We start from the raw sequence: 22,256 nt of genomic DNA, 5'->3' as shown, positions 1-22,256 counted from the left end.
CGCGCTTCCTGACGTCTCAGCGTGCTGCGGAGCGGCACGCCCGGAGGCACGGGAAGGCCCGGCCCCCGTAGCCGGGTCCGGGCCTTCGTCACCGCTTGGAGCAGGGCGTCCTGGCTAGCGCTTGCTGCCCGCCTTGGCCGCCTTCGCCGCCTGGCGTTCGGTGTGGGAGTCGGCCGTGGCCAGGGTGCCGCCGGAGGTCTCCAGGTGCGCGCGCACGAACCACTGGAACTGCTCCAGGTCGCGCAGCTGTCCGATGAGGAGATCCTCCGTCACCGGGTCGCTCTTGCCGATCTCGCTCATCGCCGAGCGGTGGGCCTCGACGATCCCCGTGTAGACGAGGTCGAGGGCGCCGAGGTGGGCGATGGCGTCGGCCCGCCCGACCGCGTAGTCGTCCCAGGTCCGCTCGGCCACGAGGACACCCGGGGTGCCTTCCGGTACCCCGCCGAGAGCGGAGATGCGCTCGGCCGTGTCATCGGCCATCTCGCGCACCCGGTCCACCTGGGGATCGAGCATTTCGTGCACGGCGATGAAGTGGGGCCCGACCACATTCCAGTGGACGTGCTTCAACGTGAGGGAAAGATCGTTGAGCGCGTGCAGACGCATACGCAGCAGGTCAATGATCACTCCGCCGTCGTGCGTACTGAGCCCGGGGACCGTGTACTTGGGAGATGCGGATTTCGACATCATTCTGCTCCGTCCCGAAGAAAACTTTCGAACCGGCTGCCGTTCCCACCCGCGAATCAACCGGAAGAACCGGAAGTGCGGGGCGAGTGGAAATCATCGGTATCAGCCTCCGACACCACAGGTGCCCCGCTTCCTCCGGGCTACACACCGAAGAGCCTCCGACGTCATCGTCCCGGCCATGGTCCGTTGGCCGACTGCCGGACCGTCCCCACCCCTCTGTAGTGGGCCAATGGTCCAGTGATCCGGTCACGAGTTGAGCCGTTGTGCCCACGGATGGTTACCTGTGCTGTAACCATGCACAATCGGCGCCGCGCAGCGCCGGACGGCGACGAGGCCGTACCGGACCGCGGCGCTTCGTCGTGTCCGCGAGTTCCGCCACCCCGGGCGCCCGCGTGCGCGGCGCGAGACGGTCGAGGGGGCGGCGTACCGCCGTGAAGAGGATGCTCGTGGCTCCGGATCCGGGGCATGTCAGGCTGCGGAACTCCTGTCGTGCCGTCGTCGGTATCGGCTTCGCCGTCGCCCTGGCGGAACTCGTCGGACTGTCCCTGACGGCTTCCATCACGGGGGGACTGGCGGCCCTGCTCGCCCTCTTCACGGTCGCCGACGGGACGGTGCGCGCCCAGCGGGTGACCACCGCGCTGCTTCCGGTCGCCGGCTTCCCCGTGCTGGCCCTGGCGACCCTGCTGCACGGTGTGGCCCCGGCCCGAGACGCGGCCCTCCTGCTGGTGGTCCTCGGCGGGGTGTACGCCCGCCGCTGGGGTGCTCGGGGACACGCGCTCGGGATCTTCGCGTTCATGAACTTCTTCGTCACGCAGTTCCTGCACGCCGTCCCGGAGCAGCTGCCCGAGCTGTACGCCGCGGTGGGTCTGGCCCTCGGCGCCGCCGCCCTCGTACGTTTCGTCCTCTGGCCCCTGGAGCGTGGCGCGGCTCCGCCCGTTCCGGCACCCCGGCCGCTGCCCGGGAGCGGCCTGGCCCGCCCCACCACCCGGCAGGCCCTCCAGGCCACGGTGGCCTGCGCCTTCGCCCTGGTCCTCGGTCAGGCACTGTCCGAGGACCGCTGGTACTGGGCCGTCGGCACCGTCTGGTGGATCTTCGTCAACACCGTCTCGCGCGGCGAGACGCTCGTTCGCGGCTTCCGCCGGGTGCTGGGCACGGTCGTGGGCATCGTCGTCGGCGTGCTGATCGCCATCCCGCTGCACGGGGCGCCGGTACCGACCGCGGTCCTGGTCGCGGTCTGTGTCTTCGGGATCTTCTACACGGCCGCGGTCTCCTACAGCTGGATGGTGCTGTCGGTGACGGTGATGGCGGGCCTGCTGTACGGCCTGCTGGGCGTGCTGGATGCCAACCTGCTGGTACTGCGTCTGGAGGAGACGGCCATCGGCGCGGCGGGAGCGGTGCTCGCCGTGGTCCTCGTGCTGCCGGTCACCACCCACGCCACGAACGAGGCGTGGATCCAGCGCGCGCTGCGCTGCGTCCACGCGGCGACCGCCGAGGCCGCCGCCCGTCTCGCGGGCTCGCCGTCAGCGGATCCCGCGCCCCACGCCGCCGAACTCGAAGTGCTGCTGGCCCGTGTCCGGATGGCGCTCGCTCCCCTCGTGCATCCGCTCAACCCGTTCCGCGCCCGCAAGGCACGGGCCGGCCAGGTCATCACCCTGCTGGACGGCTGTGCCCGCGAGGTGCGCGGCCTGGTGGCCGTCGCCGCGGACCCGGACGCCGGCCACGATGCCCGCCTCGTCGCGGCCTGCGGCCGTGTGAAGACGGCCGTGGAAGCCCTGACCGCGGGCGAACGAGGACGTCACGAGCCTGCCCGAGCCCTCGGAGCCGTGCCCCACCCCGCTGTCACCGAGCCCGCGCTCGCTCACCTGCACAGCCTGGAACGGGCGCTCGCCGAACTGGAGGTGCCTCTGCGCACCTCCCGGTACGCACCTTTGCTTCCCGCCTGAACCGCGGCTCACCAGGCTTGTTCCGGCGGGTCGGTGAACCTCGGGTACACCGAACAGGCCCCGGCCTCCACCTGGTCTAGACCGCGGATGGCGGACTGCTACCGTCGCCCCGACAACGCGGGAGCGAGAGGGGACCTCAGTGGCAGACGGCGGCAGGCGGCGACAGCGGGCGTTCATCGGCTCGTTCACGGCGGCGGGAGGCCTCGGCGTCGTCACCGCGGCCGTGGACCCGGTCAGCGGAGCGCTGACCGTCCTCAGTGCGGTGGACGGTGTCCCCGACCCGTCCTACCTCGCGCTGTCGCCTACGCTGGAGACGCTCTACGCGGTCAGTGAGACGGCCGAGGGTGCGGTGGCCGCATACCGTCTGACCGGCGACAAGCCGGAGCTGACGGGGGAGCCCGTGCCGGTCGGCGGCAGCGGTCCCACGTACCTGAGCGTCTTCGACGGACACGTCCTGACCGCCAACTACGGCTCCGGCAGCGTCTCGGCCGTCCCCGTCCGCGCCGACGGAGGGCTCGCGGGCGCCGCCTCCAGCGTGCTCCAGCACACCGGTTCGGGCCCGCACACCCCACGCCAGCTCAGCCCGCACGCCCACCAGGTGCAGCCCGACCCGAGCGGTCGCTGGGCGGTGAGCATCGACCTCGGGACGGATTCGGTGCGGGTGTGCGCGCTGGACGGCGGAACGCTCACCGTGCACCGCGAGATCGCGCTGCGCCCCGGTTCCGGCCCCCGGCACCTGGCTTTCCACCCGCGCGGCGAACACGCCTACGTACTCAACGAACTCGCGCCCACCGTCCACGTCTGCCGGTGGGACGCCGCCGAAGGCGCGCTGCGGCCCGTCGCGGAGATCCCGGTGCTGCCCGGAGTACCGGACGGTGACGCCTTCCCGTCGGGCATCGTCGTGTCGCCCGACGGCCGCTTCGTGTGGACCGCCACGCGCGGTCAGGACGTCGTCTCCGTACTCACGCCCGACGCCATGGGCGAGGGGCTGCGGCTGGTCGCCACGGTGCCCTGCGGCGGTACCTGGCCGCGCGCGCTGGCCCTCGACCCGTCGGGGCGCTTCCTGTACTGCGCCAATGAGCGCTCCGGCGACGTGACCTGGTTCACGGTCGACCCCGAGACGGGCCTACCGAGGCGGGGCGGTTCCATCGACGCTCCCGCGGCGTCCTGCGTGGTCCTCGGCTGACCTCGCCGGGCCACCCACGCGAAGGGCCCGCTCCAGCACAGGAGCAGGCCCTTTCGCGTTCTCCGTGGTGCCGCGCTCAGTGCGTCGGCGCCCCCTGCGGCTGCTGCGGGGCGATGCCCAGCGCGGCCGTGTACTTGGCCAGCGCCAGCTTGCCGATCGCGGGGTACGGGCCGAGCGCCTCGGCCGCGGCGCAGCCGGCCTCCTTGGCCGCCGCGTCGAGCAGACCCGCGTCGAGCTCGGGACCGATCAGGTACGGCGCGAGGGCCAGGTTCTGGGATCCGGAGTTGCGCAACTGCTCGGCGGTGGCCGCGATGGCGCCCTCCTCGTCGAGCGCCGCCGCCATCACCGGCACGGCGAGCCGCGCGGCCAGCAGCATGCCGGTGATCCCGGCCGCCTGGACAGCCTCCTCGCCGCCCACGGATGCGAGGATGATGCCGTCCGCGGCGGTCGTCACGGTGAACAGCCGGGCACGGTCGGCGCGCGCCAGACCCGCCTCGGAAAGGCGTACGTGCAGCCCTTCGGCGAGCAGCGGGTGCGGGCCGAGCACATCGCCCAGGTCGGCCGCGACGCGGCTTTCCATGACGGCCTGGCGGATCCGGCGCAGCAGCGCGTTGTCGGGCCCGGCGAGCAGGGGCACCACGACGGCCACGGGCCCGTCGGGCTCGGCCACGTCCGAACCGGCGGCACGGGACTGCTCGAAACGGGCGGTGCGCTCCTCGGAGGCGCGGACCAGCACGGCCTGAAGCGTGGGGAACTCGGCGTCGTCCCCGTCGAGGTACCCGATGCGGGCATCGAGACCGGGGAGCTCGGAGCGCGCGATGCTCACGACCTCCTCGGTGAGGCTGCGTGTGGCGGCGCTGGGGGTGCCCGGCACCGCGATGACGAGCGCGGGCGCGCCCTCGGGAGCCACCAGGGCTTCCGGGCGGCGGTGCCGCCCGGGCTGGCGGGGTCGCGGCATTCGTACTGGCAGGCCGGACGCGGGCCCAGTGGGGGAGCTCATGGCGCCGCATGTTACTGGTTTCTTGGGTTCCCCTGTTCGGGGAGGGTGCAGGTGAGCGGTATCCGTCCGCTTTTGTCTGATGAGTTACGTACTGATCAGAAGTGATCAGTATGACGAAAGTGTCCCCTCGCCTCTTCGGTCACCACGAACAACATCCGTTCGTCCCCAGGGATGGTGATTTCGTCCTTCGCCAGATCGACGGCGAGCAGCACGGCGCCGTGCAGCGGGTCACCCGCCGCCGGTACCTGCCGGGCGTGCGGCAGTTGCTCCGCCAGTTCCTTCCGCAGTGGTACGAGGAGGGGGTCGCCCATCTTGAACAGGCCGCCGGTAAGCGCGACTCGGGGCTCTCCCGAGGGCGGGCACACAGCGGCGGCCGACTCGGCGATGCTTCGTGCCGCCGCACGCAGGATGTCCGCCGCGACCTGGTCGCTCCCGGCGCAACGGGCCACTTCGGGTGCGAAGGCGGCGAGCACGGTTGGCCGGTCGGTCCGCGGATACAGCCGGCCAGGCAGGCCCGGTACCGGCCCGAACATCTCCTCGGCGCACGCTCGCAGCCGTGCCGATCCGCCACGGCGCCCGTCGAAGTCCCGGACGGCCGCTTCGAGGCCGGCGCGGCCGATCCAGGCCCCGCCCCCGCAGTCGCCGAGCAGATGACCCCAGCCGTCCGCCCGCCGCCAGCTCTCCAGGTCCATGCCGACCGCGATCATGCCGGTGCCGGCGGCGACGACCGCGCCGGGCCGGTGGCCGAGCGCCCCCAGGTACGCGGTCACCGCGTCGGCGGCCAGCGCGAGCCGTGGCACGCCGAGTTCACGCTCCAGGGCCGATGGCAGCTCGGCGCGCAGTTCGTCGCCGAGTGTGGCCAGGCCCGCGGCTCCGACGGCGACCGCCGCGAGGTCGTCGACGCCCGCGTCGGCCATCAACCGCCGGGCCATCGGCAGCAACTGCTCCAGCAGATGACCGGCGTCGATGCCGCGCGGACCGGTGCGTACCGGTTCCTTCGAGGCCAGCGGAACCCCGTGGGCCTGCCCGCGCACGGCAAGCGTCGCGCGCAGCCCCGAACCTCCCGAGTCCACCGCCAGCACCCCGGGTGGCGAGCCGGCGCGCGTCACGGCAGGCGCCAACAGGCTCCCCTCCTTACCGGTGACCGGCTGCGTGATCTGCTCGGACCGGATCGATGACCTTGGTGAGGAGGAAGAGTAGCGCCGAGGGCGGTGTCCGTGTGTGGGGGCTTCCCTGTTTGTGCGGGCCCCCGTGTGTGCCAGTAGGGTGACGCGCTGTGGCACCACGACCCTTGCAAGAACTTGTTGAAGCGGGCTGGGCGAAGGCCCTTGAACCTGCGGCCGAACGCGTCGCCGCGATGGGGGACTTCCTCCGGGCCGAGATAGCGGCCGGCCGGACCTACCTTCCGGCCGGGGCGAATGTCCTGCGGGCCTTCCAGCAGCCCTTCGACGACGTCCGTGTCCTGATCGTCGGTCAGGATCCCTATCCCACGCCGGGGATGGCGATCGGGCTGAGCTTCGCGGTGGCGCCCGACGTGCGTTCGCTGCCGGGCAGTCTGGAGAACATTTTCCGGGAGATGCACTCCGACCTGGGGCTGCCCAGGCCGTCCAACGGTGATCTGACGCCGTGGACGCAGCAGGGAGTGCTGTTGCTGAACAGGGCGCTCACCACGGCACCGCGCAGTCCCGCGGCGCACCGGGGCAAGGGCTGGGAGGAAGTCACCGAGCAGGCGATCCGAGCGCTAGCGGCGCGCGGTAAGCCCTTGGTGTCCGTGCTGTGGGGGCGTGACGCGCGTAATCTGCGGCCGCTGCTGGGCGATCTGCCGGCGATCGAGTCGGCCCACCCGTCCCCCATGTCGGCGGACCGTGGATTCTTCGGCTCACGGCCGTTCAGCCGGGCCAACGACCTGCTCGTCGAGCAGGGTGCCCAGCCGGTCGACTGGCGTCTGCCGTAGCGAACGGCTGTAGCGAACGGCCGTCGTAACGGCCGTCGTAACGGCCGTCGTAACGGCCGAGTCTGTCCACCGAAGTGCCAGCAGGTTCTTGGTCCGCTGGTGGTGCACGCGCGGCACATCGCCGAGCAGCGCACACAGCGCCTCCTGGCACCCGGAGCGGTTCGCGGGCCGACGGCCGGTCCGCCCCGTCCGGCGGTACGGGGAGCCCGCCCGTTCGTGGGTCGGGGCGGGCGTTTTCCCGCCGCCCCGACCCACCGGTTCACCCGGTACATCTCGATCCTCGTTGTCGTACCCCACCCCTAGGCTCCACGCCATGACAGCCCAGAACCCCGCTTCCGCCGACGCGTCCGGCGTCCATCCTCTGGTCGGCGAACTGCGCGGCCTGCTCGCCGGCGCCACCCCCGCACGCGCGCGCAAGGCGATTCGTGAACTGCTCACCGTTCACGACGACGGGGCCGCCCTCGACCTCGCCGCCCGTTTCGCGCCCACCGCCGCCTACTCAGGCGATCTCCTGCTGCGTGAACTGCCCCGGGCCGCGGACCCGGACCGTTTCTGCGAACTCCTCCTCGCGCCCGCTTTCGCACATGAGGGCCGCGCCGAGCTGCGGCTGCGCCGGATCAAGTCGCTGCGCGGCCTGCGTCACCTGACCATGCTCCGCAAACTCCACATGGACCGATGCAAGGAGGTCACCGACCTCGGCGACCTGGCCGCGCTCACCGCCCTCACCGACCTCGACCTCAACGGCTGTGCCGGGATATCGGACCTGGCCCCGCTGAGCACCCTGACCGCGCTCACCCGGCTCAATCTGCACCGTTGCCGTCAGGTCAGCGACATCCGTCCACTGTTCACCCTGCGCGGCCTGCGTGAACTGGACGTCAGCATGACCAAGGTGCGCGATGTCGCCGGACTGCCCGCGGCCCTTCCGGACCTGCGCACCCTCACCATGCGCGGCTGCCGTTCCTTCCGCGATGCCGGGCAGCTTGCGGGACTGACCCGCCTGACCAACCTGGACCTCGGCTGGACCGGGCTGCGCAACCTTCGGGGGCTCACGAGGTTACCCGCCCTCACCGAACTCGACCTCAGCAGTTGCGCCTCGTTGACCAGCGTGGAGGGCATCGGCGCGCTGACCGGCCTGGCTGAGCTGCGGATCACCGACTGTCGCAAGCTGGCCACCCTCACCGGCCTGGGATCCCACCCGGGCATGGCCGAACTGACGCTGGACGGCTGCTCCGCCCTGCGTGACCTGCGCGGCCTGGGGGCTCTGACCGGCCTCACCTACGTCTGTGTCAAGGACTGCGCGGATCTCACCACCCTCGAAGGGCTGCAGGGCTCACCCATCAGTCAGTTCCGCGCGGAGGGCTGCCCGGCCCTGGCCGACTTCTCCGCCCTGGAGCACGTCCCCAGGCTCCGTGACCTCGACGCACTCCGCCTGGACGCGCTCACCGACCTCTCGCAGCTGCCCGCCATGCCGCTGATGGACCACATGCGGTTCATCGAGTGCCCGTCCCTCCGAGCCCTGGACGGCATACGTGCCTACCCCTTGCTGCGCAGGCTGATGATCTGGCGCTGCCACGCTCTGAAGTCGGTGCACGGCATCGGGCACCTGCCCGCCCTGAGCGAGCTGGAACTGTGGGAAGTGCCCCTGGTCACGACGCTGGGGGAGCAGGGCGGGCTGCCGGATGCCGACCAGCTGGAACTGCGCGACTTTCCGCTGCTGACCGACATCGGCGCTCTCGCCGGATCGCACATCTCCCAACTGGAACTGATGAACCTGCCCCTGGTGCGGAGTCTGGCAGTCCTGGAGGCGAAGCCCGAGCTGAAGAGGCTGAGACTGCACCGCTGCCCCCAGGCGACGGATCTGCCCGCCCAGGTGACCCACCTGGAGGCGGACGGACTGTCCTGGCCGGACATCTCCCCTCTGAAGCGGCTCACCGCCCTGACCACGCTGGAGCTGCGGCACAGCCACCTGACCGACATCGGGGGGATCGGCGCCTTCCCGGAACTGGAGCGGCTCAGCCTCGCGGGCTGCGACCGGGTGGAGGACTGGACGCCCCTGCTGGAGGTGCCCCGGCTGCGGGAACTGCAACTGACTCAGGACCACGGATACGAGCGGCCGTTCACCCCCGTGCTCCAGCGGCTGCTGGCGGACGGAGTGACCCGGGTGGCCTGGCACGTGCGCTGGTGAGACCCGGGGCACATCGCCCGCTCGTCTGCCTGCCAGGTCGGGTTCCCCGGCCCCGGCCTCCGCACGGGCAGCCGGACTGTGAGCGTTCCGGGTTGGGGTAGGGATCCTGCCCTTCGACGAGGACACGCACCTCGTCGAAGGGCTGCTGGAAGCTCCGTAGGACGTTCGCCCCCGCCGGGAGACAGGGGCGCCCCGCGGCGATCTCGCCCCGCGGGATGGCGTACGGGGCGGCCTCCCCGGTCTCAGCCGACGACAGCCGCGCGTACGCACAGCACGTCCGGCAGGTGTGAGGCCAACTGCTGCCAGCTGTCCCCGTCGTCCGCCGACGCGTACACCTCGCCGTTGCGATTGCCGAAGTACACGCCCGCCGGGTCCGCGTCGTCCGTGCACAGGCCGTCGCGCAGCACGGTCCCGTAGTGGTCCTGCTCCGGGAGGCCGGCCGTCAGTGCTTCCCAGCTCTTGCCCGCGTCGGCCGTGCGGAAGACGCGGCAGCGGCGATCCGCCGGGACGCGGTCCGCGTCGGCGTTGATGGGGAAGACGTAGGCCGTGTCACCGCGGTGCGGATGCGCGGCCGCGGCGAACCCGAAGGTGGAGGGCAGGCCCGCGCCGATGTCGGTCCACCGTCCGCCCGCGTCGTCGCTGCGGTACACACCCCAGTGGTTCTGGAGATACAGGCGGTCCGGATTCACCGCGTCCTTGGCGACCTTGTGCACGCACTGGCCGAACTCCGGGTTCGGATCGGGCAGGAACACCGCCGAGACACCGGAGTTGGCCGGCGTCCAGCTCGCGCCGCCGTCGTCCGTGCGGAACACCCCGGCCGTGGAGACGGCGACCGTCACGGCGCGCGGATCGCGGCTGTCGGTGAGGACGGTGTGCAGCCCTTCCCCGCCACCGCCCGGCACCCACCGCGACCGCGTGGGGTGCTCCCACAGCGGACGCACGAGCTCGAAGGACTCGCCCCGGTCCTCCGACCGGTACAGCGCGGCGGGCTCCGTGCCCGCGTACACCACGTCCGGCTCCGCCGCGGCCGGGTGCAGCTGCCACACCCGCTCCAGCGAAGCCCCCGTGTCCTTGGGGAACTTCACGGCGGGCTGCGCCGGCTCCGCCCAGGTGCGGCCGAGGTCGTCGGAGTGGAAGACGGACGGGCCCCAGTGCGCGCTGTCCCCGCCGGCCAGCAGCCGCGGTGTCTCGCCCCGGGTGTCGATCGCGACCGAGTACACCGCCTGCGCGTTGAAGTACGGACTCTCGTCGAACGTCCAGGCGCCGCCGCGCCGTCGGCCGATGAAGAGCCCCTTGCGGGTACCCACGGTGAGCAGTACGTCGGCCATGCCGACCACCTCCGCGACGTCGTTGTCTCAGGTACGGGTCAGTCTGCACCCCGGCACTGACAGTCACCTCTGGACTCGACGTATCCGCAGGTCAGCGCGCTTACTTCGGTGCTTGGACGGGCTTCTCGGCGGCTCTCGCCGGGCGCGTACGGGAGGCGGGGGAGATCCTGGCAGGGACGAGCCGACGGAGTCGGCGTGAGCATCGCGGGGACCGGTCGCGTATTGGGAGGGGGATCTGGCCTGTCCGTGCGGTCGTGAGGAGGATGCCGAAGATGCCAGTCATGGCGGCATTCCGTGTTCCCAAGGGGTGGCTGTGGCGATGGCGGCGCAATCCGCTGCGGCGCCGCAGCGACACCCTGGAGGCCTGGATCGTGCTCGTGGCCTGGGCGCTCACCGTGTGCGGCGGGATCTTCGTCGGCGTGGCGGCGGCCCAGTCCGTGGAGCGCGGTCTCGCCCAGCAGCGCGCCGAGTGGCACGCCGTCCCGGCGTGGCTCACCGCGGACGCGACGGAGCCGACCCCCACGGACGACGGCGCGGACCGGGTCTGGGCCAAGGTCCGCTGGACCGCGCCGGACGGTTCCGTCAACGCCGGGCAGGCACGGGTGCTCGCCGGCACCGCCGAGGGGACCGCTGTCACCATCTGGACGGACCCCGACGGCCGCCATGTCACCAGGCCCGCCACCGTGTCCGAGGCCCGGCTGCGGGCCTCCCTGGTAGGGATCCTGGTCGGCGTGAGTGCCGCGGTCGTGCCCTTCGTCTGCGGGCAGCTCGTCCGTGGCCGGCTGGAACGGCGGCGCATGGATCAGTGGGACGAGGAGTGGGCGCGGTTCGGGCCGCTCTGGGGGCGGAAGACCAGCTGACCCGGGGTCCCTCTCCACAAGTCGGTGTGAACGTCCTTCCAGTTCCCGGGCGTTGATGTGTTCTGGATCACCCGCTCCGCGGTGAGGGCTGAACGGGGGTTGTTCCCGTACCTCACCATGACGCACGAGCCCCGGATGCGAGGATGAGCCCCGTCATGACTGCTGGGTGGTGTTCTCGCACGGTACGGGCCGCGGTGTTCGCGGCCGTCTGTGTGCTGCTCGCCGCCCTGGGTCACGTGCTCATGTCCGGCTCCCCGGTGCCCTGGTGGGCGATGGGCGCCGCGGCCGTGGCGACGGGCGGCCTGGGCTGGTGCCTGGCCCGCCGTGAACGCGGACTGCCGCTGATCATGACCGTGGTGGTGGTCACCCAGGGCGTACTCCACTCGGCGTTCTCGCTCGCGCAGTCGGCCGGGGGAGCGGCGGGGACGGGCACGGCCTTGGGCACGACATCCGGCTCGGCCGGAATGGACGCCATGGGGCACGACATGGGGAACATGCCCATGGGGTCGATGCACATGGACTCGGCGCACATGGACCCCATGGACATGGGCACCATGGCCGCGGGTCCCACGGCGCACCTGAGCCACGACATGAGCGGCATGTCCTCGTCCGGCATGGTCGCCGCCCACCTGGTGGCCGCGCTGCTGTGCGGCCTGTGGCTCGGATACGGCGAACGCGCCGCGTTCCGCATCCTGCGGGCGCTGGCCGGCCGGCTGGCCGCGCCGCTGCGCCTGCTGCACGCGCTGCCCACCCCACCGCACCGGCCCCGCGTGCGCGCGGGCCGCGCCTCCTCGGACCGGGCGCCCGCGCGCCTGCTTCTCGTTCACGCCATCACCTCCCGGGGCCCGCCGACGGGGACCGCTGTCGCCTGAGACAGCCGGTTCCCCGAGGCGGCCCCGTCGAGCGCCTCGGGTCTCGGCCGTACGCCCACAGCCGTACGGCCTCACCCCACATCGGATCCATCGCGCCCGGCGCGGCGGTCCGGATCGCGGATGACCCGAGAAGGACACCTGGTGATCACTTCTGCCCTGCCCATTCCGCTCGACGACACGGCGTCGGTCGACGAGTCGATAACCGCCTGGGCGCTGGCCGCCCGCGGCGGTGACCCGGACGCCGTCGAACGCTTCGTAGGAGCCCTGCACCGTGACGTCGTGCGCTACGTCGCCCATCTCAGTTCGGACCCCCAGGCCGCCGACGACCTGGCCCAGGACACGTTCCTGCGGGCGCTCGGCAGCCTGCACCGGTTCGAGGGACGTTCCTCGGCCCGCGCGTGGCTGCTGTCCATCGCACGCCGTGCGGTGATCGACAGCTTCCGGCACGCCGCCGCCCGGCCCCGGCTGAGCGACACCCGCGACTGGCAACTGGCGGTGGAGCTGGCCCAGCCGTGCGACCTGCCCGGCTTCGACGAGGGCATCGCCCTCCTCGACCTGCTGGCCGTCCTGCCCGACGAGCGCCGCGAGGCCTTCGTCCTCACCCAGTTGATGGGCCTGCCCTACGCGGAGGCGGCGCAGCTCAGCGACTGCCCGATCGGCACGGTGCGTTCCCGCGTCGCGCGCGCCCGGGCCACCCTGCTCGCGCTGCTCGCCGAGACCGACGAGCCACTGAGGGAGCCCGCCGGTCCGCCGCACGCGGAGCCGGCCGCACTGGCGGCCTGACGGCGAGGAGCCCGACGGAACGGGTGCCGGTGGCTGCCCAACAGGCAGTACACCGACACCCGTTCGGCCTTTCCGCACGCGAACCACGCCGCGCACGCCCAGCCACCACGAGGGGAGGGCCGACCCCGGGCGGAGAGTAAAGATCTCTTAATGCATAAGATGTGCAAGTGCGTGACTACTGCATAAGAACAGCGACCCCCGACGACCTGGACAGTGCGCGTGCCGTGATGCTCGACACCGTCTACCGCGACTTCGGCACGGGGTACGTGCCGCGCTGGCACGGCGACATCATCGACCTGCGGGACGCCTATCTCGCGCCCGCCCGGCACACGCTGCTGGTCGTGGCCGACGAGCGGGACGGTGCGGTTGTCGCGACGGCCGCGCTGGACTCCCGGGGGCCGGCGCATCCCCCCAACCCCCGCCATCTCGCCGAGCGTTACCCCTCGGGCGAGACCGCGCAGCTGCGCCGTGTGTACGTGCGTCCCGAACACCGGCGGCGCGGACTGGCCCGGCGCCTGGTCGGTGAACTGCTCGACTTCGCGGCCGCGGACGGCGGCTATCGCGCGGTGTATCTGCACACGGACCCGGCTGTGCCCGGCGCGGAGGCGTTCTGGCGGTCGATGGGCAAGGTCGTGTGGGACGAGCGTGCGGAGCGGGGGCGGGGGGACCGGACCGTCCACTTCGAGATCCCCGCTATTAAATGAAAAGCATTTTCATGTAGCCTGCCGGTCGTACCCGCCCTCCGCACCCTGTGAAGAACGAGGACCATGCGCTCCGTTCCCCGCCGCCGGCTCGTCGCCGGACTGCTGCTCGCCCCCCTCCTCTCCGGCTGCTTCGCCTCCTCCGGGGGTGAGGCGCCGTCGTCGGAGGAGTCGGACGGCTCCCGGCTGCGCGTCGCGCTGGCCTTCCCGCCCACCGAGAACTTCTCCCCGTACGGCGCCGACGCCACCCTCCTGAGCCGGCTCGGCGTGACGGAGGGGCTGACCGGCCTGGATGCCAACGGCACCGCCATACCCGCGCTCGCCGCGTCCTGGACCCGTGAGAACGACCGTGGCTGGCTGTTCACCCTGCGCGAGGCGACGTTCCAGGACGGCACGCAGGTCACCGCGCCCCTCGTCGCCGCCGCGCTCACCCACGCCACCGAGGCCGAGGTGACCCCGGCCGCACTGTCGGGAGTCGAGCTCACCGCGAAGGCCGCGGGCGACGACCGGGTCCGGATCACCACCGCCGCCCCCGACCCCGTACTGCCGCTGCGCCTGTCCAGCCCCGGCCTGGCCGTACTGTCCGCCAAGGCGTACGGCGAGGCGGGCGCCGTCAGCCCGGTCGGCACCGCCACCGGCCCCTTCGAGCTGACCGCGACCACCGGCACCACCGCGGCCACCCTCGACCGCTTCGACGACTACTGGGGAGGCCGCGCCCAGGCCTCCGGCATCGACGCGAGGTTCGTCGCCGACGGCACGGCCCGCACCAACGCCCTGCGCACCGGCGAGACCGACCTCGCCGAGGCGGTCCCGGTCTCCCAGGCCGCCTCCCTCGACAAGGGCACCGCGCGCGAGACGGCCACGACCCGCACCACGAGTCTCTTCCTCAACGCCGGGTCCGGTCCGTTCGAGGACGCCAGGGTCCGGGCCGCCGCACGCGAGGCGGTCGACACCTCCGCGCTCGCCGAGGGGGTCTACGAAGGGCACGCCGATCCCGGCGCCGGGATCTACGGCCCCGCCGTGAACTGGGCCGGGAGCAAGCGCGTCACACCGGCCGGCCGCGCGCGGGCCACGGATCCCGACGGCACCTCGGTGACCCTCGCCACCTACGACAACCGGCCCGAACTGCCCGAGGTCGCCCAGGTGCTCAAGCAGCAGTTGGAGAAGGCCGGCTTCGAGGTGAAGCTGGAGGTGCGCGAGTACGCGCGCCTCGAAAGCGACGTGCTGGCCGGGAAGTTCGACGCGTTCGTCTCCGCCCGCAACACCATGCTCGACACCGGCGACCCCGTCTCGGTCCTCGCGAGCGACTACACCTGCGACGGCGGCTACAACCTGGCCCTGCTGTGCGACAAGCAGGTCGACAAGACCGTCGAAGGGGCGCGCGGCGTGAGCGACACCGAGCAGCGACGGGACAAGGCCATGGAGGCGGAGGCCGAGATCCTCGGCACCGACGCGGTCGTTCCGCTCGTCCACCAGCGGATCATCACCGGCGTCGCCTCCTCCGTGAGCGGCGTGCTCCTCGACCCGTACGAGCGTGCCCTCGTGGGCACGGGCACCCGCTGCTGACGACCCGGTGCGGACACGGAAGTCGCGGACGGGCACGTCGCGGGCAGCGGCGTCGCGGTTGGCGGAGACTCTGCGCGGCGGCGGCCCGGTGCTGCTCTGGCGGGCCGCCCTCACCGCCCTCCTGCTGTGCGGCATCGGCCTGCTGCCCTGGCTGTCGCGCACCGATCCGGCACTCACCGTGCTCAAGGCGCGGTCGGCGGAACGTACGCCCGATCCCGAGGTGCTGGCGGCCGTACGGGACGAACTCGGCCTCGACGCCGGGCCGTTGCGACTCCTCGGCCAGTGGCTGGGCGGGCTGCCGCACGGCGACGCGGGCCGTTCGTGGATCTCCGGCGCCGAAGTGCTGCCCGCCGTCGCCCAGGCCCTGGCCGTCTCCCTGCTGCTGATGGCAGGGGCACTTACGGTCGCGGCCGTCACCGCGGGCGCGGTGTGCGCCCGTGTCCTCCGGCGCGGAGCACGCGGCGGGCTCGGGGGCGGCCCGCCCGGTGGCGGTGGTGCCGCCCTGCTGGCCGCGCTGCCCGAGTTCCTCACCGCGTCGGTGCTGGCCACCGTCGTGGGCGTGCAACTGGGCTGGCTGCCCGCCCTCGGCTGGTACGGGCCGCAGTGGATGGTGCTGCCCGCGCTCTCGCTCGGGCTGCCCGCCGGGGCGGTCCTCGGGCGTCTCCTCGCCGACCTGCTGCCGGGCGCCTTCGCCGAACCGTGGGCGCTGGCGGCCGCCGCGCGCGGGGTACCGGGCCGGAGCATCGCACGCCAGGCACTGCGCCGTTGTGTGCCGGGGCTGCTCCCGAACCTGGCGCTGTTCGTCGTCGGCCTGACCGGCGGCGCGGTCGCCGTGGAGCAGATCTTCGACATCCCCGGTCTCGGCCGCACCACTCTCCAGGCCGCCCTCGCCCAGGACCTGCCCGTCCTCCAGGCCGGCACCCTGGCCCTCGTCCTGCTCGGAGCCGCCGCCGGACTGCTCGTCCGCCTCGCGGTCCGGCTTCTGATCGGGCCGGCGCTACGGGACGGCGCCCTGCCCTCGCTCCACGGCCGGCAGACCAGCACGCCCACGCGACGACCGATTCTCTACGCCGCCGCGCTGCTCGGCGTGATCGGACTCGGCCTGCCCCGCGACCCGCTGGCCCTGGACACCACCGCGCGCCTCCAACCCCCTTCCTGGGCGCACCCGTTCGGCACCGACGCCCTGGGCCGTGACGTCCTCGCCCGCGTCGCCCACGGTGCGCTCGACACCCTCGGGCTCGCGCTCGCGATCAGCGCCGCCGCCCTGTTGACCGGCGTCGTGCTCGGCCTGCTGCCCCGCGTCTCGGGCTCGCTCGTCGACACGGTCAACGCCCTGCCGCCCGTCCTCGTCGCGCTGCTGGTGACGGCGGTCGCCGGCAGCGGACCTGCGACGCCCGCGCTGGCCGTGGCCGCCGTGGCCTGGGCCCCGCTCGCCGCCCACACCACCGCCCTGCTCCGCCAGGAACGCGCCACGACCCACCTGCTCGCCACCCGCGCCCTCGGCGCGGGCCCGCTCCAGCTCCTCGCCCACGAAATCCTCCCCGCCGTCCTGCCTCCCGTCACCCGGCACGCCCTGCTCCGCCTCCCGGGCGTCGCCCTGGCCCTGGCCGCGCTGGGCTTCCTCGGCCTGGGCGCCCAGCCGCCGGCCCCCGAGTGGGGCCTGCTGCTCGCCGAGAACCAGCCGTACGCCGAACGCGCCCCCTGGGCCGTCCTGGCCCCGGCCGCCGCACTCGCGCTGCTGGGCGCGCTGGCGGTGACGGTCGCGGACGGCGTGCCACGGCGGCGCGACCGGACCGCCCCGCTTTCCCCGCACCGGTTCCGCGCCGCCGTTCCGTCCCAGGGGTGAGGTGCCGGGCCGCGTCAGACGGAGCGGTGGTACTGGTCCGGCACATGCACGTCGGCGCCGAGCGTGCGGGCGGCCAGCCGGGCGAAGGACGGGTTGCGGAGCAACTCGCGGCCCAACAGCACAGCGTCCGCCTCGCCGTTGGCCACGATCTTCTCGGCCTGCACGGTGTCGGTGATGAGTCCGACGGCGGCGACGGGCAGCGTCGTCTCGGCCTTCACCCGGGCGGCGAAGGGGACTTGGTAGCCGGGCTCGACCGGGATGCGTACACCTGAGGCGTTGCCGCCCGTCGAGACGTCCAGCAGATCCACACCGTGCTCCTTGAGCTGCCCGGCGAAACGGACCGTGTCGTCCGCCGTCCAGCCGTCCTCCTCCAGCCAGTCGGTGGCGGAGATGCGGAAGAAGAGCGGCTTGTCCTCGGGCCACACCTCCCGTACGGCGTCGACGACTTCGAGGGCGAGACGCGTGCGGTTCTCGTACGAGCCGCCGTAGGCGTCGGTGCGGTGGTTGGAGTGCGGGGAGAGGAACTCGTTGATCAGGTACCCGTGGGCGCCGTGGATCTCGGCGATCTCGAAACCGGCGTCCAGCGCGCGTCGGGCCGCGTCGGCGAACTGCCCGACGATCTCCCGGATCTCGGCGACGGTCAGCTCGGCCGGAACGGGGTGGCCCTCGGCGAAGGGGAGCGGGCTCGGGCCGAGCGGCTGCCAGCCGTACGCGTCCGGGCCGATCGGCGCGCCGCCCTTCCAGGGCTGGTCGGTCGACGCCTTGCGGCCCGCGTGGGCGAGCTGGATCCCGGGGACGGTGCCCTGGCTCGTCAGGAAGCGGGTGATGCGGCGGAACGCCTCGACCTGCGTGTCGTTCCAGATGCCGAGGTCGTACGGGCTGATGCGGCCCTCGGGGGAGACCGCGCTCGCCTCGACGATGATCAGGCCGGTTCCGCCGGCGGCGCGGGCCGCGTAGTGGGCGAAGTGCCAGTCGTTCGGGGCGCCCGCCGACGGCCCGTCCGGCGCGGCCGAGTACTGGCACATCGGGGGCATCCACACCCGGTTGGGGATGGTGACGTCGCGCAGGGTGAAGGGCTGGAAGAGCGCGCTCACGGCGGACTCCATTCGTCGTGGGGCCGGGGACAGCTACTACGATAGGCATCGTAGTACGGCAGATGTCAAACTACGAAAGGTCTCGTACAATGAGGTCCCCCGACGGCGTTTCTCCGACGACGTTTCCCGGACGCTGTTCCCCGACGATGTGGAGTCGCCGTGACGACCGCAGCCCCCGCCACCGGCAGCCGTGATCTGCCGCACCCCGAGCGCGGGGAGATCCGGCTGGAGGCCGTGCTGCACGCGCTCTCCGACCCCATGCGGCTCCAGGTCGTGCGAGAGCTCGCCGCCGACGGCGACGAGCTCTCCTGTTCGGACATCGTGCTGCCCGTCACCAAGTCCACGACCACGCACCACTTCCGGGTGCTCCGTGAGAGCGGGGTGATCCGGCAGGTCTACCGGGGCACGGCCAAGATGAACGGCCTGCGCCGGGATGACCTAGGCGACCTCTTCCCTGGGCTTCTCGACAGCGTCCTCGCCGCTGCCGCCGGCCAGGCCCGCCGTCTCGGGAGCGGCTGAACCGCCCCTGGCGGGAAGGTGGTTGAAGAGCAGGTTGAGTACGATCGCCGTCAGGCAGCCCGCGCTGATCCCGCTGTTCATCACCGTCTGGAACCAGTCGGGGAACTGCTCGTACACCGTCGGCACCCCGACCGGCAGCACGCCCACGGCCACCGAGACGGCCACCACGGTCAGGTTGTGGTTGTCCTCGAAGTCCACCTGGGCCAGCGTCCGCACCCCGCTCGCGGCGACCGTACCGAACATCACCAGACCCGCGCCGCCGAGCACCGGCGCCGGTATCGCCGCGACCACCGCGCCCAGCTTGGGCAGCAGACCGAGCAGCACGAGGATGCCGCCCGCGGCGGCGACGACCCAGCGGCTGCGGACGCGGGACATCCCGACCAGGCCCACGTTCTGCGCGTACGCCGTGTAGGGGAAGGTGTTGAACACCCCGCCGAGGACGGTCGAGAGGCCGTCGGCCCGCAGTCCGTCGGCGAGCGACCGCGGCTCGATCCTCCGGTCGGTCATCTCGCCGACCGCGATGAGGTCACCCGTGGTCTCGGTCATGATCACCAGCGCCACGATCAGCATCGAGATGATCGCCGAGGCGTGGAAGGTGGGTGCCCCGAAGTGGAACGGCGTGCTGATCCCGACCCAGTCGGAGTCGCCGACCCCGCCGAAGTCCGTGAACCCGAAGGGCACCGCGACCGCGAGGCCCACCGCGATGCCGATCAGCACCGCGATCCGGCTCAGGAAGACCGGCGCGAACCGTTGCACCCCCAGCACCACGGCCAGGACGAAGCCCGCGAGCGCCAGGTTCTTCGGCTCCCCGAAGTCCGCCGCGCCCGCGCCGCCCGCCGCCCAGTTGCCCGCCACCGGCAGCAGGGAGATGCCGATGATCAGGATCACCGTGCCGGTGACGAGCGGCGGGAAGTAGCGGAGCAGCTTCCCGAAGACCGGTGCCAGCAGCACGATCGCGAGACCCGCGACGATCACCGAACCGTAGATCGCGGGCAGTCCGCCGCCCGTCGTGCCGATGAGCACCATCGGCGAGACCGCCGCGAACGTGCAGCCCTGCATGATCGGCAGCCGCACTCCGAAGCGCCAGAAGCCCACGCACTGGATCAGGGTGGCGATCCCGCAGACGAGCAGATCCGCGGTGATCAGATACGCGAGGTCGGCGGGCGACAGCTTCATCGCCCCGCCGACGATCAGCGGGACCGCCACCGCCCCCGCGTACATGGCGAGCACATGCTGGAGCCCGAAAGCTGCCAACTGGCGTACGGGTGGGACCTCGTCGACGGGATGCACGGGTGTGGTGGTTGCCATGGGCACTCCAGGAGCGGCGGGGAAGCGGAGATTCGGGGGGCAGCACCAGACCGTAGGGGCCTTGAACAGTTTGTTGATTTCTGACTTGTTGCCGATGTGTGTCATGCCCACGGACTTGGCGCGGGCCCCGCCGGAGCGCTGCGAATCACGCACGGCAGCGGAGCCGTCCGGACTCCTACGACCCACATACGGCGGCGGACGCCGGGTCACTGTGGTCCGCGCACGCCGGCGGACCCCGCCGGAGCTCTGCGATCCACGCACGGCGGCGGACCCGCCTGATCCTTGTGGTCCGCGCGCGGCGGCCGCGTCGGCGCGGCTACGACTCCGTGGTCCGAGCGGCCGCGGCCAGCAGCGCCGCCCAGTCCGGAAGCTTGACGACACCGCGCCCGAGCGAGGCGCCAAGCTCCGCCTCGGCCCGCTCGATCGCCTGCCATCCGGCCCACTCGACCGGCGCCGGCCCCGCCGCCCGCAGCGCCACCAGCGGATCCACGGGCACTTCCCGTCGTACGAGCACGGCCGCGTCCTCGAGCAGTGAGGTGACCGTCTCCTTGGCGCAGGGCCGGTTGGTGCCGATGACACCGGTCGGGCCCCGCTTGATCCAGCCGGCCACGTACTCGCCCGGCGAGATCGCGCCGTCCCGCACGACCCGCCCGGCGAGATGCGGCACCGTGCCCTGCCGGGCGTCGAACGGCAGCCCGTCCAGCGGTACTCCGCGATAGCCCACCGAGCGCAGCACCAACTGCGCCCCGATGTCCTCGTACCGGCCCGTGCCCGTGACGCCCCCCTGCCCGTCCGGCACCGTCCGCTCGAAGCGCACCGCGGCCACGCGACCGCCGTCGGCCCCGCCCCCGGAGACCCCGTCACCTGAGAGCAGTGCGACGGGACGCAGGAAGAAGCGCAGCCGGATCCTGCGCGGGGCGTCACCCCGTGGCGGCACGGAGGCCCAGCCCCGCATCACCTCCACGTTCCGGCGACTGGCGGCCGGTAGCCCGGAGGGGTCGGCGTACGCCGGATCGAGCGCCAACTCCCGTGGATCCACGATGACTTCGGTGTCCGGCAGGGCGCCCAGCTCGCGCAGCTCCTTGGTGGTGAAGCGGGCCTGGGAGGGGCCGCGCCGCCCCACCATGCTGATCTCCGTCACCTGGCTGGCGGCCAGCGCGGTGAGCGCCGACTGCGGTATGTCGGTGGGGCTCAGCTCGGCCGCGCCGCGGGCCAGGATGCGTGTCACGTCGACGGCCACGTTCCCCACGCCGATGACCACGGCCGACCGGGCGCCGAGCACGAATCCGTCGGTCAGGCAGTCGGGGTGCGCGCTGTACCAGGACACGAACTCCGTCGCCGACCAGCTGCCGGGCAGTTCCTCGCCCGGTATCCCGAGGTGGCGGTCGGTGGCGGCGCCGACGCAGTAGACGACCGCGTGGTAGAGCTCGCGCAGCCGGGCCGTCGGCAGTGCGTCCGGGCCGATCCGGACGCCGCCCAGGAACCGCACCCGCTCGTCCTCCAGGACGGCCCGCAGATTGTTCTGGAGGGACTTGATCTTCTCGTGGTCGGGCGCCACGCCGTAGCGCACCAGACCGTACGGGCAGGGCAGCCGGTCCAGGACGTCCACCCGCACCCCGGGGACCTGGCTCTGCTGGACGAGACCCTGGGCGGTGTAGACCCCGCTGGGGCCGGATCCGACGACGGCGACACGCAGCACGCGGAACTCCTTGTCCGAAACCTGGGCAGTCCGAGGAGATCGCTGACGGCTCCAGGATCCCACCACTGGTGCTCCGCTGACAGGGTCGGCGCACGGCTCGTGCGTGCGTGTCCGTTCGTATGGAATGTGATCATGCGGTTACGTTCCGTATGTGCTAGAAGCATCCTCTCTTAATCTGTCCGACCGACTGGACGTCTGTGACCGCGGCGGTCCCGACGGCGCTGTGTCGGTGTGGCCCGCGTGGGAAGTGCGTGAGCGCGACGGGGTGACGTCCTGGTTCGACGTCCGGCTGGCGTTCGCCGACGGCGCCCGGGTCGACCTGCTCGCCGTGGTGTCCGAGGGGGACGTGTCGATCGAGGACGTACGGGCCCAGCCACCGCTGTCCTTCGGTGATCTCGACCTGCTCGCCGAGTGGATCGAGGAACCGCTCTTCGAGGCGTGCGGAGTGCGGACCGCGCTCTCGCACGAGGAGCCGGACGAGGGGGAGCCGCCAGAGGATCCGTCGAGCGAGGAAGGGCCGTCCAGGCGCGCCCGGCCCGCGTGGCCGCGCGGTATCGAGGGCCGCAGGCTCGTCGCGGAGGAGTACCTCGCGGCTCAGGGCGAAGGCCGCGACGCCGTGCTCGCGGTGATGAGCGCGACCGGGCACAGCCGCCGCAGGTCGCTCAAACTGATCGCCGGGGCACGCGACGCCGGATTCCTGGCACCACGTCACGTACGCCGCTAGCCGG

General features: G+C 72.4%; 19 protein-coding genes. 12 read left to right on the top strand and 7 right to left on the bottom strand.

From position 1 onward, the window contains the following. Positions 1 to 114: 114 nt before the first annotated feature. On the bottom strand, positions 115 to 684 hold the full coding sequence (locus ACIBLC_RS08895; RefSeq protein WP_399210062.1) for a Dps family protein: 570 nt from the start codon (positions 682 to 684) through the stop codon (positions 115 to 117). Positions 685 to 1,124: 440 nt separating this feature from the next. Between ACIBLC_RS08895 and ACIBLC_RS08890 the strand changes: the two genes are divergently transcribed. Together ACIBLC_RS08890 and ACIBLC_RS08885 are read left to right on the top strand one after the other, a co-directional pair. After that, positions 1,125 to 2,627: an FUSC family protein gene (locus ACIBLC_RS08890; RefSeq protein ID WP_399210441.1), complete on the top strand. Its 1,503-nt coding sequence runs from the start codon at positions 1,125 to 1,127 to the stop codon at positions 2,625 to 2,627. A 139-nt stretch (positions 2,628 to 2,766) separates the two neighbouring features. Beyond that, positions 2,767 to 3,813, top strand: coding sequence for a lactonase family protein (locus ACIBLC_RS08885; protein WP_399210061.1), 1,047 nt, complete (start codon positions 2,767 to 2,769; stop codon positions 3,811 to 3,813). Positions 3,814 to 3,889: 76 nt separating this feature from the next. Here the strand turns inward: ACIBLC_RS08885 and ACIBLC_RS08880 are convergent, their stop codons facing one another. Then, entirely contained in the window at positions 3,890 to 4,813 is a 924-nt protein-coding gene (locus tag ACIBLC_RS08880) for a sirohydrochlorin chelatase (protein ID WP_399210060.1), read from the bottom strand. Positions 4,814 to 4,908: 95 nt separating this feature from the next. Next, the gene (locus ACIBLC_RS08875) at positions 4,909 to 5,934 is read right to left on the bottom strand and encodes an N-acetylglucosamine kinase (RefSeq protein WP_399210059.1); all 1,026 of its coding nucleotides are present in this window, start codon (positions 5,932 to 5,934) and stop codon (positions 4,909 to 4,911) included. A 155-nt stretch (positions 5,935 to 6,089) separates the two neighbouring features. Here ACIBLC_RS08875 and ACIBLC_RS08870 point away from each other — a divergent pair, with 155 nt between their 5' ends. Together ACIBLC_RS08870 and ACIBLC_RS08865 are read left to right on the top strand one after the other, a co-directional pair. After that, complete coding sequence (locus tag ACIBLC_RS08870; RefSeq protein WP_399210058.1) at positions 6,090 to 6,767, top strand: uracil-DNA glycosylase; 678 nt, start codon at positions 6,090 to 6,092, stop codon at positions 6,765 to 6,767. Positions 6,768 to 7,080: 313 nt separating this feature from the next. Continuing rightward, entirely contained in the window at positions 7,081 to 8,952 is a 1,872-nt protein-coding gene (locus ACIBLC_RS08865) for a leucine-rich repeat domain-containing protein (RefSeq protein ID WP_399210057.1), read from the top strand. Positions 8,953 to 9,194: 242 nt separating this feature from the next. Here ACIBLC_RS08865 and ACIBLC_RS08860 read toward each other — a convergent pair whose 3' ends face one another. Then, entirely contained in the window at positions 9,195 to 10,280 is a 1,086-nt protein-coding gene (locus ACIBLC_RS08860) for a WD40/YVTN/BNR-like repeat-containing protein (protein WP_399210056.1), read from the bottom strand. Positions 10,281 to 10,561: 281 nt separating this feature from the next. On the opposite strand from ACIBLC_RS08860, the gene ACIBLC_RS08855 reads away from it, so the two are divergent. The 6 genes from ACIBLC_RS08855 (at position 10,562) to ACIBLC_RS08830 (ending at position 16,908) form a co-directional block, all read left to right on the top strand. Continuing rightward, positions 10,562 to 11,140, top strand: coding sequence for a hypothetical protein (locus tag ACIBLC_RS08855; RefSeq protein WP_399210055.1), 579 nt, complete (start codon positions 10,562 to 10,564; stop codon positions 11,138 to 11,140). Positions 11,141 to 11,295: 155 nt separating this feature from the next. After that, the gene (locus ACIBLC_RS08850) at positions 11,296 to 12,012 is read left to right on the top strand and encodes a hypothetical protein (RefSeq protein WP_399210054.1); all 717 of its coding nucleotides are present in this window, start codon (positions 11,296 to 11,298) and stop codon (positions 12,010 to 12,012) included. A 141-nt stretch (positions 12,013 to 12,153) separates the two neighbouring features. Then, complete coding sequence (locus tag ACIBLC_RS08845; RefSeq protein ID WP_399210053.1) at positions 12,154 to 12,795, top strand: sigma-70 family RNA polymerase sigma factor; 642 nt, start codon at positions 12,154 to 12,156, stop codon at positions 12,793 to 12,795. A 167-nt stretch (positions 12,796 to 12,962) separates the two neighbouring features. Then, entirely contained in the window at positions 12,963 to 13,499 is a 537-nt protein-coding gene (locus ACIBLC_RS08840) for a GNAT family N-acetyltransferase (protein ID WP_399210052.1), read from the top strand. A gap of 63 nt (positions 13,500 to 13,562) precedes the next feature. Then, positions 13,563 to 15,062, top strand: coding sequence for an ABC transporter substrate-binding protein (locus tag ACIBLC_RS08835; RefSeq protein WP_399210051.1), 1,500 nt, complete (start codon positions 13,563 to 13,565; stop codon positions 15,060 to 15,062). Positions 15,063 to 15,120: 58 nt separating this feature from the next. After that, on the top strand, positions 15,121 to 16,908 hold the full coding sequence (locus ACIBLC_RS08830; protein WP_399210050.1) for an ABC transporter permease subunit: 1,788 nt from the start codon (positions 15,121 to 15,123) through the stop codon (positions 16,906 to 16,908). 14 nt (positions 16,909 to 16,922) lie between these two features. Here the strand turns inward: ACIBLC_RS08830 and ACIBLC_RS08825 are convergent, their stop codons facing one another. Continuing rightward, on the bottom strand, positions 16,923 to 18,002 hold the full coding sequence (locus tag ACIBLC_RS08825) for an NADH:flavin oxidoreductase/NADH oxidase (protein WP_399210049.1): 1,080 nt from the start codon (positions 18,000 to 18,002) through the stop codon (positions 16,923 to 16,925). Positions 18,003 to 18,161: 159 nt separating this feature from the next. On the opposite strand from ACIBLC_RS08825, the gene ACIBLC_RS08820 reads away from it, so the two are divergent. Beyond that, entirely contained in the window at positions 18,162 to 18,521 is a 360-nt protein-coding gene (locus tag ACIBLC_RS08820; protein WP_399210048.1) for an ArsR/SmtB family transcription factor, read from the top strand. Here ACIBLC_RS08820 and ACIBLC_RS08815 read toward each other — a convergent pair. Continuing rightward, positions 18,441 to 19,829, bottom strand: a complete 1,389-nt coding sequence (locus ACIBLC_RS08815; protein ID WP_399210047.1) for a nucleobase:cation symporter-2 family protein — start codon at positions 19,827 to 19,829, stop codon at positions 18,441 to 18,443. The two genes, ACIBLC_RS08820 and ACIBLC_RS08815, sit on opposite strands and share 81 nt — an antisense overlap. A gap of 316 nt (positions 19,830 to 20,145) precedes the next feature. Further along, the gene (locus ACIBLC_RS08810; RefSeq protein ID WP_399210046.1) at positions 20,146 to 21,528 is read right to left on the bottom strand and encodes an FAD-dependent oxidoreductase; all 1,383 of its coding nucleotides are present in this window, start codon (positions 21,526 to 21,528) and stop codon (positions 20,146 to 20,148) included. 223 nt (positions 21,529 to 21,751) lie between these two features. Between ACIBLC_RS08810 and ACIBLC_RS08805 the strand changes: the two genes are divergently transcribed. Beyond that, positions 21,752 to 22,252 (top strand): DUF6214 family protein, encoded by a 501-nt coding sequence (locus ACIBLC_RS08805; protein WP_399210045.1) that lies wholly within the window; start codon positions 21,752 to 21,754, stop codon positions 22,250 to 22,252. Positions 22,253 to 22,256 lie beyond the last annotated feature (4 nt).

Source organism: Streptomyces sp. NPDC050535, assembly GCF_044457665.1.
Lineage (GTDB): Bacteria > Actinomycetota > Actinomycetes > Streptomycetales > Streptomycetaceae > Streptomyces.
This window is presented reverse-complemented; position numbering and strand designations above follow the sequence as displayed.

What these genes read in the sequence shown, in the direction of transcription:
- ACIBLC_RS08895 (WP_399210062.1), bottom strand. Translation starts at nt 684, where the DNA reads ATGTCGAAATCCGCATCTCCCAAGTACACGGTCCCCGGGCTCAGTACG.
- ACIBLC_RS08890 (WP_399210441.1), top strand. Translation starts at nt 1,125, where the DNA reads ATGCTCGTGGCTCCGGATCCGGGGCATGTCAGGCTGCGGAACTCCTGT.
- ACIBLC_RS08880 (WP_399210060.1), bottom strand. Translation starts at nt 4,813, where the DNA reads ATGAGCTCCCCCACTGGGCCCGCGTCCGGCCTGCCAGTACGAATGCCG.
- ACIBLC_RS08865 (WP_399210057.1), top strand. Translation starts at nt 7,081, where the DNA reads ATGACAGCCCAGAACCCCGCTTCCGCCGACGCGTCCGGCGTCCATCCT.
- ACIBLC_RS08860 (WP_399210056.1), bottom strand. Translation starts at nt 10,280, where the DNA reads ATGGCCGACGTACTGCTCACCGTGGGTACCCGCAAGGGGCTCTTCATC.
- ACIBLC_RS08855 (WP_399210055.1), top strand. Translation starts at nt 10,562, where the DNA reads ATGGCGGCATTCCGTGTTCCCAAGGGGTGGCTGTGGCGATGGCGGCGC.
- ACIBLC_RS08850 (WP_399210054.1), top strand. Translation starts at nt 11,296, where the DNA reads ATGACTGCTGGGTGGTGTTCTCGCACGGTACGGGCCGCGGTGTTCGCG.
- ACIBLC_RS08835 (WP_399210051.1), top strand. Translation starts at nt 13,563, where the DNA reads ATGCGCTCCGTTCCCCGCCGCCGGCTCGTCGCCGGACTGCTGCTCGCC.
- ACIBLC_RS08815 (WP_399210047.1), bottom strand. Translation starts at nt 19,829, where the DNA reads ATGGCAACCACCACACCCGTGCATCCCGTCGACGAGGTCCCACCCGTA.